The sequence below is a fragment of the Legionella lytica genome (assembly GCF_023921225.1).
GTDB classification, from domain to species: Bacteria; Pseudomonadota; Gammaproteobacteria; order Legionellales; family Legionellaceae; genus Legionella; species Legionella lytica.
Genome location: NZ_CP071527.1, coordinates 682,240 through 695,576, shown reverse-complemented (window position 1 = coordinate 695,576; position 13,337 = coordinate 682,240). Strand labels below are relative to the sequence as shown.

Genomic DNA, 13,337 nt, shown 5'->3' with positions numbered 1-13,337 from the left:
GTACCCCCGGCTTGACCACCGAGATGTAAACAGACCTTAATCATGTAAATAATCCTATTATTAACCGCCTTCCCCACCAAGACCTTGAAGCTTGCCGCCAAGACCGCCGCCTTTGCCGCCGCCTTTGCCGCCACCACCGCCGCCTTTGCCGCCAAGACCGCCACCTTTACCGCCGCCTTTGCCGCCATCGCCAGTAGCCTCAACGTTACCGCTGCCACCGCCACCACTGCCTATGGCACTTTTAGCTTTATTAAGTCCTTTCATACCGTAGCCACCAAGTTGCTTGTCAATTTGACCTTGAGCATCCTGAGTTGGTTTATAACCTTCAGCTTGTTGTTTTTGCACCTCACCTGCCCATTGTGCAGATTCTTGCCCTAAGCTTTCAGGGTTACCACCAATCCAGCGTAACACTTTATCAGGTAAGTAGGATATTAACGTAAAGGATTTTTGTATTAACACTAAATACATTGACGTGTAGGTCAAAATCGAAAAGAAGAAGGCATAAATACCGGCCCAATCAGAATAGCCTCCAGTTCCTGAGGCCATATCGTTGACCCCACCACCTAAGGTAGAAATCGCGGTACCTAGGCCACTCTTACTCGTATTCTCCTGTTGAATAAAGGCAATGGCCGTATCATATCCAGAGTTAAGAATCCATACGCCAACATAAGACAAAGCAATAGCCGCAATATATCCAATAATCATCATCGAAGGCCTTAAAAAGACGTTGATTAAGATCATAATTGCCGCTTCACCTTTACCAAAAGCATCATGTCCTTCAGGGTGAGTTACCCCTAAGGCCACTATTGGCGCAGCCACCATCGCTTCAATCACCGAAATCAGCCATGACACTGCACCGAAGGTGAAGATCATGTAAGGCAATATAGGAATATAATATGCCGTTGTAAATCCTACGGTTGTCATGACCCCTACCCAAGCGAGTAAAAGAGGCAGAGCCAAAGACATCAACGCAAAGATAAAGATACCAAACACAGGGATTAACGCACTCGTAACTGCCATATTTAACAACATGAGCCATAAGTTACCAGAGAAGTTAATGTATTGTGCTCCCATATTTGCTAAAGCAACAATAGGGTTAACGCCTGGGGCAGCTAGAACTTGTACCCCTTGTTTAAAGATATCCGCCATACCACTAAGAGGAATCATCAGAAACGCCATGACTACCTGGTTAATTATCTGCCCAAAAACCTGCATTAATGTGTTATAGATGAAGAGGAAGATCACATTATAGAACAGGTTACCCAACAATTGCCCCAAACAGAAAGAGAAGAATAAAATCTGTACCTTACCGCATGAAAAGCTTTGTTGTTGTAACGTATACAGGGTCGTATCAACATGGAAGTTAATGGTATTCGCAAAAGTCAATGGTTTTAACCCGGGTTGACCAGGGGTTTGCATCATGACTGAGTTATTGATAAATCCATAGACAGTCGATGATTGTGAACCAGCGACAGCAGGTCTATTAGGGTTTGCCGTCAGGTTAGGTTTAGGTACTAGACTACTTGCAGAAGTAGAAGTAGGCGTTGAGATACCAGAACCATCAATTAAGGATTGCACCATTGCTACGGCGGTACGATCTCCTCCAAACCAAGTACATAAGGTTGAGAAAGCGCCTCCGCTACAACTGTTATTATCGCCAAAAGGCGAAGTAATCTGGGTTGCATCAAAAGAGCTTTGGTCCAAACCAGTATTACTATCAGTCATGCCCGCACTTTGAGTTGAACTACCCTGGATTTGCACGAGATTAAAGAAGTAAGCTCCTGCCATAATCCAGCCTTGTGCAGATGCTTGGGCAATGAAGGCGCGAGCATTATTAGCATTAGAACTATCGTTCATTTGTGTTAATAGATTTAGCGTTGGCATCATAATACCACTGTAATCATTTAGGGCATTAATAAACTCTGTTCCATTAAACAATGTACCGCCACCGTTGCTACCCGCAGCAGGCCCCCAAATCAGACAGTTTTGGCTATAAGACGTACATACTGTCGAGTTTTGAGTATAAGGCACTCCAAACTGCTGATTTGCCAAATTAGGAATAAAGGGCTTAGAGTTGCTGGAGTTATTCGAGCCAGGTGGCGAAAATCCAGGGGCATTCCCAATTATAGTTTGGGTTACATTAGACAAATCCACAAACATTTGTTGAATAGCAATTGCCCGTGACATCTGTGCTGTTTGCAACTCATCCGCGGTAAGAGAAACACCTCCTATACTTGTTGTCTGTCCAACTTGTCCTGTTTGAGAAGCTAAAGCAGCTGAGTTACCGCTTACATTATTTGAGATGGTTGTTGAACCCTGGGTCCAACCCAAACCTTGCCCCGCGGCTTGCGCCAGAGGGTTGCCATTTCCACTCGCAGAGAAACCAAAAGTTTTTCCAATAGCTCCCCACACCGAATTAGCAGAGGTAGTACCAGTAGTAGAGGTTGAAGCAAGTGTATCAATCTTATTCCAGCGGATTTGTCCGCAAATACCATTTAAGAAATTATAAGGAGAGCCAGAATCAAAATTAGGCATAGACACCGTCCAATAACTAGCGGTGGGATTACCATTTTGCGTAGTCACTGCATTTACGGAGCCAAGAAAATCAGGCACGGAGGTGTTACAAAATGTGGCCATAGTTCCAGAAGGGGTTCCAGAACAAGGTCCTGAGCTTCTTGCTTTTTGATCTAAATACTTTTGGCGCTGATTTTGTAATTGTGTTTGCAAACCCAGCATACACACTTGCCCTGCAAGAATGTTCATCGCGCCAGAAGCAATACCAGACATTCCAGCAGAACCATTAACCAGCGCTGAAGCAGGATTTATTTGCTGGGCTTGGATAATTACCCCACCCCGATTCAAATAGCTTAATGCCGCATTCCATACTTTATCTGCAGCACCAACCCCTTGCACCACAATCCACATAACAAAAATTTGCATCAAGCAATAACCAGATGCTTTAGGAATTAATAAGGATAAGCCTACGGTGGAGCGTACTGGAATCCAAATGGAAGACCATTTCTGCCCTAACATTTGTCCTTCATGGGCCGTATTCATCGTGGAGACAAGCAGCGTGTACATGATAATCATACCGCCTAAGGCTAAAACGGCAGAGTTAAACACTCCAAACATGCTTCCCATTATTTGGCTGCCTGTTCCACTTAAAACGCCATCTACGATACCAAACAAGTTACCTAAAAAGACCATTGAATAGTCACTGGCCGGCGGTGCAAAGGTTAGCGAGTTATCCGCCAATGCCAAGGAAGGAAAGAGGAAGAGGAATAAAGTCTTTGTAAGAAAATTGTTCATTTTTTCTCCCCTAATAATCCTTGCTTAAACCATTCGTCAAAAGTACAACCTAACTTGCGATTTTTAATTTGGTAGTACCAGAAGTGGTAGCGAAAAGCCAATGTCAAAGCGATTAAAGTGACTATTAAGCTCACTATAACGGCCGGAAATGAACCATAAAAAAGCTGATAACCCGCATAGCTTAAAATTAAGCCAGCAGCGATTAACATTACGATACTTAAACGAAACAACGCTTTTTGCTTTGTCATTAAAGCTGCATCACTCAGATTTAATTTGGTTGCAGCCTCATCAAAGGACTCAACCTCCTTATTCTGTTGTGGTACAAACAGTCGTTTAAATCCATTAGATAGGTATAGAGTAAAAGATCTCACTCGTTCCCAATCAAACCATGCGCGAACATTTAGAATGCTGCCAACAAGCTTTACAATTCTCGATTGTTTCTTCATATTTTTTACTTCTTTAAATTAGAAATCTATCTTTTACCCTTCATAATATACTATAGTAGTAAGTAATGAATTCGTCCATTAATCTAACACAGTAAAAAAAGAGTAAATCATGCCCGATCTTAGCCATGAAGCATCCTCCCAATATTGGTTTGAATATATTGACCCGATGATCTACCGCGTTATTACTTTTATGGAAAGTGTTGAGGACTGGACCCTCGATGGAAATCCCGAATTTGAAGCTGCTATGACGCAGTTGGGTAAGGAGCTTGATGACATTGAAAAAATCGATTTAGGGCTTCTGTCTGAAGAGGAAAAGTTCATTCGTATCGTAGGAAATATTAAATCAGGGAGAGGACTACGTTTGTTGCAAGCAATCGATACAGTTCATCCGGGAAGCGCTTCACGTGTGCTAATTCATGCGGAAGAAACGAGTACTGGAAGCCATGATCCTGCAGGAGTTTTTCTTAAGAGAAACATTGTATTTGAACGTTTACGCTTATTGTCACGAGTTTTTTGTCAATATCGACTTAAACTCGTTTTGCGCGCACTTGAAGGGGATGAATGATGAAACGACTATCAAAATTCGCTGTGATTAATTTGTTTTGCTGGACAACTCTGCCTGCGGTAGCAGATGATATTTCCCAGTACAGCACCCAGCAAACAGCGGCCAACACACAAAACTTAGTACAATATTTAGTAAACCTTGGGGGCTATTTAGGATATAACATTACTCAATCACCCACTAAGAATAACAGCACAGTCAGTCAAACTCTACTTAATGCAACTGCAACTCAGGTTGTGCAAACCTATATGTTTAATACCTTTTTAGGTGCGCTTCCCGTTAACGCGTTCAATACGGCTCTAGCACAAATCGTTCCCGGAGAGGTATCTGGTGCATCATCAATAAACGCTTGGGCCAATAACACATTTAATGCACAGAATTTCAGTAATCCTGCATCCCAACAACAAGGGAAGGTCTCCGTGGTCAATAATATCGACCAACAGACATTCCAACCAGACCCCGTGAACCAGGGATTATTAAATATACTCGGCACCCCAGATAATAGCTATTGTATGAACTATGATGGCACAGAGTGGGTTGGATGTTCCTCTAATGCCAATGGTAATCTAGTACCAGGAAGCGTGGTTTCTGCAAACATCATTGGGGAGCTTCCTTCGACGTACCAATATTTTACGTTTCAATATAATCAACAATTTTTAAGTCAGTTAAACAGCAATAACCTAACTGCCCCACTTTTATATTCAACCCAAAGTACATCAAATAATACGGGTTCAAGTAATTCAATCTTAGGCATACCTAATTCAGGTTCTAACTCACAAAATCAAGGCTTAAGTGCACAAAACCAAGCGCAACAGGCTGCGAACTTTATTCGCTATGTTTCTGGCTCTGTAACACCATTACAATTACCTAATCTTAAATCTTATGATACCTTATATAGTACCGCAACATCAGGAAGCAGTACCCAGCAACCAACACTCCAACAAATACAAGCGCAATCCACGCTCAATAATTATTTTACTTCACTACGTACCTATGCGGCGCAATACTCCGTAGGGCTAAGTAACTTATATTTCATCATGTCAAAAAGGCTACCACAAAACCAAAGTACAACTGGACAAGCCCCTGCAAGCCAAGCATTAAGTGAATTTAAAATGGCAACCTGGAGATTATTTAATGCGGATATGAGCCAGAATAATCAATGGATCAATCAAATTAATAGTGCTTCCCCAGCTACAGTCGAAAAAGAAATTGCAACCTTATTGGCTGAAATTAGTTATCAAATGTACCTAGATCGCCAAATACAAGAACGTATTTTACTTACAAACAGCATTATGCTTTTACAAAATACCCGCTCAACTCAACCTAGCGGCAATTTCACCAGTGGCTCAGCAACAAACTCTCAATAAAATATAGTGTGGGTCTTAGGACCCACAGTTTTTTCCAATCTGAACATCAACAAAAGCCTGTACTTACAAAAATGCTCATCGGAAACCTACTCTAGTTCAAAGGCGTCGAAGCGTAGGCAGGACACTAAGTCGACAGACCTTTAAGTTAAGAAAAACTACCTCGGCTGAACACCATAACTTGACCACAGACTCCAGCGAGTTCATCCATGGAGGTCAAAGACGCGGGATTTTGGCAAGTATCGAGATAACGACTAGCTCACTCTTTTATACACTAAATAAACATTATCAATCGTCTTTTGCGAATGCCCTTTTACATCATGAGCAACAGGTCCCGATTCAAACCGCGCAATAAACTGATAATGAGTTAAAAAGTCGCTACCTTGGAGTAGGCTGATTAAGAAATCAACACGAGCCTCTAAAACAGGCTTACTAATAATAACCCAATCGGGTTTGACCTGGTCGCGAATATAGGAGGCATACAAGGCAAAATTACGATTATAAGGAGGTTGTGTTAACTCCGCATTATTCAAGCATTGGCTATCAATAAAACGTAAATCAGAACGAGCATTAAAAGGAATTACCCCACAATCCCCTAATAAAATAGTATCTCCCTTTGCTGCTTGCTCATTCAAGAGTCTGGCAATCAATAATCGGCTTTGATTTCTACTTTGGTAATTAGTAGCCAATACATGTAGAGTGGTCAAATTATTTCTAGGGATTAATAAAAATGTTATGAGAATAAATACAAAACAACTGAGGAGTCTTACATCTTCTTTTGCTAAATTAAAATGACTTAAAAACTCAAATACTCCCAAAACTGCCAACAGAGAAAACAAAGCGAACGGAGCTAAAAATAAGCGTAGCATATGTGCTAAAACCGGGTCCGCCCCCCACAACATCACTCCATAAAGCAGGGAAGGTAACCACAGGAGGATATGACGGCAATCTTTAGGGGCTAACAAATAGGGTAAGGCACACACAATTAAAGGAAGAATGACTCGGACATAATCAAGATCAACTACCCCACCCTGCCCAGCCAGAAAAGCTTTACATTGATAACTGTTGGGAATCCAATGTCCAAAATAATGCACACGCCAAAAGAAATAAATGGTATAAGGAAGTGCTAAACACACCAGCGTAATGGCTCCCCATAAATAGCTTGTTTTTTTACTCGGTAGTATCATGCCTAGATGTTTTGATTTCCACTGACAAAAAATAAATAAGACAACTGGGATGCCCCAAATGATTCCTTCAAATCGGGTTAACCCAAGTAATAGCAAACTAATATTGGCAATCGTCCAAGCCCGTGTAGATAATCGACTCTCCCCTGGAGACGTCTCTACAACAGGAGAAAACCCCAAAGCCACAGCACATTGCCAGATTAATAAGAGTGATAAAGCACAGAAAAAAGTACTTTCTAATCCACTAACCGTCCACCAGACCACCCCAGTATAATGACTAAAAATGAACACAGGGATCATTGCCAATAAAGGGCTTAAAAAAAGCCGACTCAAACGATATAAAAAAACCAGCCCCAATCCTAAGCTAACAACAGAGACCCATTTCATGGTAAGAACAACAGGCCAATGCAACTTAAAACTTAAAGAGGCCATTAAAAGCCAAAGAAAATTTGAATATCCTTCAACACGAGGTAAAAGCGCAGGCCAACTAATCCCCTCACCCTCAGCCAACTGACGCGCATAAAGCCAAGTGATGTAGGCATCATCGGTAGTAAATCCCCACGCAGCCGCCAAGGAAACAATTAAATAATAAGTACAATAAACGGCAAAAATAATTGTTAGCCAACTTTCTTTTCTCGATGATAAAGAACTCAAAATTTAATGTTCCGCTGTTGCTAAAAAGTGGTTCAAGCATAACGATAAGTAATAATGCTGTCATCCGATTTTTCATCTATATAAGAAAATGCTGGTGCTGTTCCTTGCTTCATTAATACTCAATTGATTTAATTAGAACTATAAAAATACAGAGAAAAGGCCTTTTTACCTCCCTCTGTAAATATAAATTAACAATTTTGCAAAAAAAGGGTGCAAAAAATGTCATATGTGATATGATTTCATTCAAATTGTAACATGCTGTTTTTAAGTCAATTTCATCTAGTGACTCACAAAATAAACTAACAGGCAAAATATAAATCAAATTTTAGCGGGTAAATATGTCTAAGACTTTAACTTTTTATGTTTCCGGAATGACTTGTGGTGGTTGTAGTGGCAGCATTCAACGTATTGTAGGCCTTAATCTCGCTTCAGAATCAATCACTCTTGAAGCATTTAATGCCGATCTTTCTCAATTTAAAGACCCCAAAAGAACCACTATGGTTATTTCGGAAACCCCTGAAGAAATACAACTATTAGAACAAGCACAAACAAGCGAAGAACGTGTGCTGATAGAAGAACAATTAAAACGTGCAAGCTGGCAAAAAATAAGAGCATACATCGAAGACCTAAGATTTACTTGCGAAGACTATGATTACGACCCAGATGCAGAACTTCTACCAATAATCCCAATTGAAGAGCATTCATCAATACCCCACCCCTTGGAGTATGCAACAGAACCCCGCCAAAATTTGGAACAGTTAACAGAAATACCTCCAATTGCTGGAGTGACCACGACTACAGAGCCTCACTCTAAGCCATCGCCTCAACTCAGCGCGCTTATCCTTAACCAAGCAAAAAAATATTTTTCGTCACATTGGTTTAAGGGATTTCTCGGATGTAGTGCGGGCGTTATTGTATTAATCGCTTGTTTGAGCGGTGCTGCCATGTCACTTGCAGTGATGCTGCCACTTGCAGGTTTAAGTACCATGCTAACTTTAGCATTAGGTGCAAACTCCTATGCTGATGCATGGAAAAAATGGCGAGCAAGCCGCGCCCTAACTATGGACAGCCTATTCGCACTAAGTACGAGCTTGATCCTGGTTATTTCTCTTGCCTCTTTATATGCCCCGTGGCTACCTATGATGTTCGATGCTGCCCTGCTTATCTATGGCTTTAGACATATTGGCCTTGGCATCGAAGACAGCATTAAAGCACGAATAGGCACAGCTAAATTCCAAGACCGAGCCGCTAAAATAGTTCGAAAAATTAGCATAGACACTGACGACGAAGCGGCAGACCGTGAAGAACAGGCCCTGCTAACTCAGATTCAACCCGGTGATATCATCCTCGTTAACCCAGGAGAAATTATTCCCCTAGATGGAACATGTCTTGCAGAAAGCACTATTTATAATACGATTACTACTGGTGCGATTCTTCCACGCCATTTTATGCCCGACGCTAAAGTGCTCGCCGGAATGCGCCTTGCAGAAAATGCAGCCCCGTTAAGAATTCGCGTTAGCAGAAACTATCAGAACTCCTACCTTTCCCGACTCGATGCCCAAATTATCAAGGCAGCTTTAGATAAATCCCCTATAGAGCTGCAAGCAGTACAGCTTTTAGAATACTTCATTCCCCTGGTGCTCTTATTCGCATTAACGGCAGGAGCTGCCATTGGTCTGTTCTTCTCGATGGCATCTGCAATTCAATGTGTAGCATCGATTCTGGTAAGCGCTTGCCCTTGTACATTAGGCTTAATTATTCCCCTTGCAGTGACCTCGGGAATGCATAAAGCAGCGGAAAATGGCGTACAATTTAAAAGCACCAAAGTGCTACAAAATGCAGAACAAATAGACACGGTTATTTTTGATTTGAATGGTACCCTAACTACCGGAGTTCCCCAAGTCAAGCAGATAAAAGCGCTCAATGAACAAGAACTATCTGAATCACAACTCCGCAAAATTTGTGCTGCCTTGGAAAAAACCTCGGCTCATCCGACCGGTAAGGCAATTTATGCATATACTAAAGACGATAATTCAGATGAATTAGATGTAACCGAATTCAATAGAAAGCACCACTCAGGGATCATTGGAGAAATAAATAGAACGAGCTATATCATAGGTAGCCGATCCCTAATGCAAAAACAAGGAATAACTCTTCCTGAAAATGAAACATTACCGAAGCTAGACAGCGGTGATGATCTAGTCCTGGTTGCCCGTGACAGAACCATCATTGGCTATATGGTGATGACTGACCCTCTGCGTGAGGATGCCCTTCGTACGCTTAATGCCTTAAAAAGTATGGGCAAAGAAATTCATCTATGCACCGGGGCAGCTAGAGAAACGGCTCTTCGCTATGCAAAAGAGCTTGGCATCAACCTTAACCATGTGTACGCTGAGTGTGTTTCCAACCAAAAGACAATTTATATCAATGAGCTAAGAAGTAGAGGCCGTAAAGTAGCGATGTTTGGCGATGCAGGAAATGATGCAGAAGCTATGGCTGCAAGCGATTTTAGTGGTGCCATTGCCTCTGGAGATCAGGTAACTCAGGAAGCCGCTGATGCTGTAATTCATCCTGGTGCATTAATGGCGATTGCCTCATTGTTTGCCATTTCCAAACAAACGGTCGCGAATATTAATCAAAACATGATTGGGAGTTTTGCCTACAATTTTGGTATGGTCGGGACTTCGGGAGTATTATTTATTACCGCAGGCCTCACAATTCCCCCAGCGATTGGCGTTGTTCTTATGATGTCACAAGCTTGTCTTATCTTATTGAATGTTTACCGATTTAAAAATCAACCACTCAACCATTTGACAGAAGAAGCGAAGGAAACACAAGCATCGCACACGGTATCCCATACCCACATGTTGAGACGAATGCCTTCCAATGAAAACACTGAAGGCTGTACCTCAGATTATCAGTCGTATTGTTCTCGAGATGATAGAACTCCCAACGCTAATTGTCTCGTAGAGTCAGGAGTTTCACACGATACAGATGCACGAGTACCACAACAAGCATATTATATTTAGTGACAAGTACATGATGGTGATTGAGTACCATCTTTACACAATTGGTGGCCAGTAGATTTGTCACACTGGGCAATACCACCATGATTAGAACAACAACCTTTAGTGCTACCTGAAGTTGAAGCTCCCTTTGTAGTTTCTGGGGTTGTTGTTTTTGATTTACCACCCCACCAGCTGCTTTTGGGTTTTGTTGTTGTAGTAGTTGTAGACTTGGTTGTGCTCTTAGTTGTTGCAGGAACAGTTTTTGTTGCTTTATTTTTTGTTGTAGTTGCTGGAGTGGTATTGGTCGTTTTAGGTGTCTCAGTCTTCTTCGTATTTTTTGACTTAGGACAAGTACAGGTTGGAGAAGCCGTGCCATCTTTACACATCTGAACCCCTGTAGTCTTGTTACACGAAGCGACCCCTCCATGGCCTGCGCAACACGCAGCATAAGCTCCTGCTAATGGGCTAGCAAATAAAAACAAGGCAATAACAAGATGATTTAAACTGCTGCATTTTCCTGCTAAATTATTCTTCTTCATTTGGAACTCCATATCCGTGGTTTACCTAAGTAAATATAGACCATCTTTTGATTAAAATGCGCAGTTAATATTCTGCTAAGATTAAAAGAGGAGCCTCTCCATAGTTAACGTCCATAGTCAGTGGAAATTTTGGAGACAGCCCCCCCAATGTATAAAAATAATTTCTTATGAATCCTTGGAAAATGATGACAGAAATAAATTATAAAAAGCTCAACGCATGGATGTGGATCATCTTCTTATGCCTGATTATTGTAATGAGTTTTGCATTAATTACTCTACATCGTTGGATAGGGGAACCTTCTGCTGCCTTCCATGTTGTAATGCTTATTTTTACTTTTTGCTTGCTGATAACCGTTCTAATGGCGGCCTGCATGTATTTGATACTTAAATCACACGAAAAAAGTAAGTCACTCTTTGATAATGAACAGCACTATAAAATGATTCTAGACAGCATCAAAGACAATGCCATTTTCACCCTAACACCTTTAGGACATGTAAAAAGTTGGAATATTGGCGCACAACGCGTTTATGGATATTCAGAAAAAGAAATAGTGGGTAGACATTTCTCCCTGTTTTATCCCCGTGAGGATGCCGCAAAAGGCATTCCTTTAAGCACAATAACCATTGCCAAAAAGCAAGGCAAATTTGAGGGTGAGGCGATACGAATACGTAAAGATGGCCAACCTTTTTGGGCGCGCATTTTAATGGAGCCTATATATAATGACAAACAAAGATTATCAGGGTTTATTAATATAACCCGAGATGTGACTGAAAACCGCAAAATGGAAGAAGAACATTCAAGACTAATCGCCCTAATCGAAGAATCCTCTGATTTCGTAGGAATTGCCGATTTACAAGGAAATTTATTATACCATAACCAAAGTGCTAAACAGATGGTTGGTTTACCCGAAGATTACGATCTGTCACCGATGAAAATTTCCGACATGCATCCTCAGTGGGCGGTACAAAAAATAATTAATGAAGTCATACCCACCGCCTTTGAAAAAGGATATTGGACTGGGGAATTGGCTTTATTACATCGTAGTGGCCGGGAAATCCCGGTCTTACAATCAGTAACCTTACATAGAAATGTGATGGGAGAACCTGTCTGCCTTACCACCATTGCGCGCGACATTACCGAACGTAAAGCCGCAGAGGATGCAACCAAAGCCAGTGAAGAAATATTCCGTTCAGCCATGCAACATGCCTCAACCGGGATGGCCTTAATCTCGCCTACAGGAAAATGGTTAATAGTGAATCAATCAATATGCACCATGCTCGGCTACAGTGAGGAAGAATTGCTACAAAGTGATTTTCAAACATTAACGCATCCTGATGATTTAGAAACTGATTTGGAAAATGTGCTCTTGATGCTCAATAAACAAATTGACAGCTATCAAATGGAAAAAAGATATATTCACAAAGATGGCCATCTGGTCTGGGGGTTATTGAGCGTCTCTTTAGTTTGGGATAATGATGGTTCCCCCAAATACTTTGTTTCATTAGTGCAAAACATTTCCTATCGCAAAAAAGCAGAGGCAGCAAATAAAAAACTCCTGCAAGCCTTAGAAAGTTCAAATGCTGAATTGGAGCGATTTGCTTATGTGGCCTCCCATGATCTACAAGAACCAATACGCATGATCAATAACTTCGGCGAACTATTATTAACTGAAAAACGAGATAAACTTGACGATGAGGGCAAAGAATATTTGAAAATTATGACCGATGCAGGCCTACGTATGCGTGCAGTGATTAATGATTTACTTGCCTATTCTCGTGTGCATGAAGACTCTAAAAATACCTGCTTTGATGGAGAGGGCATCTTAAAAAGTGCATTAGAAAACATCAAAACATTAATCGAGGAACAAAAAGCCTACATAACTCATGACCCCATCCCACTGCTTTATGGTAATCCCATGCAGATTATGCGTGTCCTACAAAACCTAATTACCAATGCTATAAAATATCAACCTCCTGGTAATGTCCCTATTATTCATATTGGTGTAGAAGATGCAGATCCCTATTGGAAAATCACGGTCCAAGACAACGGACTAGGAATTGATGAGCAATTTATTAAAGAAATTTTTGAACCATTTCGGCGCCTACATGCATGGGATTCAATTAAAGGAAGTGGACTTGGTCTATCCATTTGCAAAAAAATTGCCGAAAACCACAATGGCTCTTTATCAGTCACATCCAGGCTAGGATTTGGTAGCAACTTTACCCTCACCCTTCCAAAACATGATAACATTTTACATGCCTGAATAAGAA

Annotated in this window: 8 protein-coding genes; 4 read left to right on the top strand and 4 right to left on the bottom strand. The window is 41.3% G+C overall.

Going from position 1 to position 13,337, the window contains the following annotated elements; genetic code table 11:
• Window positions 1–60 precede the first annotated feature (60 nt).
• Both dotA and icmV read right to left on the bottom strand, forming a co-directional pair.
• The gene (gene dotA / locus J2N86_RS03075) at window positions 61–3,309 is read right to left on the bottom strand and encodes a type IVB secretion system protein DotA (RefSeq protein WP_252580926.1); all 3,249 of its coding nucleotides are present in this window, start codon (window positions 3,307–3,309) and stop codon (window positions 61–63) included.
• A complete protein-coding gene (gene icmV, locus J2N86_RS03070) occupies window positions 3,306–3,755 on the bottom strand; it encodes a type IVB secretion system protein IcmV (RefSeq protein WP_252580924.1) in 450 nt (149 codons plus the stop codon). Before icmV ends, dotA begins: the two co-directional genes overlap by 4 nt.
• 109 nt (window positions 3,756–3,864) lie before the next feature.
• Between icmV and icmW the strand changes: the two genes are divergently transcribed.
• Together icmW and icmX are read left to right on the top strand one after the other, a co-directional pair.
• Window positions 3,865–4,320, top strand: coding sequence for a type IVB secretion system protein IcmW (icmW, locus tag J2N86_RS03065; RefSeq protein ID WP_252580922.1), 456 nt, complete (start codon window positions 3,865–3,867; stop codon window positions 4,318–4,320).
• A complete protein-coding gene (gene icmX, locus J2N86_RS03060; RefSeq protein WP_252582332.1) occupies window positions 4,320–5,684 on the top strand; it encodes a type IVB secretion system protein IcmX in 1,365 nt (454 codons plus the stop codon). The genes icmW and icmX overlap by 1 nt, the downstream gene beginning before the upstream one ends.
• A gap of 251 nt (window positions 5,685–5,935) precedes the next feature.
• Here the strand turns inward: icmX and J2N86_RS03055 are convergent, their stop codons facing one another.
• Window positions 5,936–7,519, bottom strand: a complete 1,584-nt coding sequence (locus J2N86_RS03055) for a protein LphB (RefSeq protein ID WP_252580921.1) — start codon at window positions 7,517–7,519, stop codon at window positions 5,936–5,938.
• 338 nt (window positions 7,520–7,857) lie between these two features.
• Between J2N86_RS03055 and J2N86_RS03050 the strand changes: the two genes are divergently transcribed.
• On the top strand, window positions 7,858–10,548 hold the full coding sequence (locus tag J2N86_RS03050; protein ID WP_252580919.1) for an HAD-IC family P-type ATPase: 2,691 nt from the start codon (window positions 7,858–7,860) through the stop codon (window positions 10,546–10,548).
• Here J2N86_RS03050 and J2N86_RS03045 read toward each other — a convergent pair.
• The gene (locus J2N86_RS03045) at window positions 10,545–11,066 is read right to left on the bottom strand and encodes a hypothetical protein (RefSeq protein WP_252580917.1); all 522 of its coding nucleotides are present in this window, start codon (window positions 11,064–11,066) and stop codon (window positions 10,545–10,547) included. The two genes, J2N86_RS03050 and J2N86_RS03045, sit on opposite strands and share 4 nt — an antisense overlap.
• Before the next feature lie 182 nt (window positions 11,067–11,248).
• Between J2N86_RS03045 and J2N86_RS03040 the strand changes: the two genes are divergently transcribed.
• Entirely contained in the window at window positions 11,249–13,330 is a 2,082-nt protein-coding gene (locus J2N86_RS03040; protein ID WP_252580915.1) for a PAS domain S-box protein, read from the top strand.
• The last annotated feature ends 7 nt before the right edge of the window (window positions 13,331–13,337 follow it).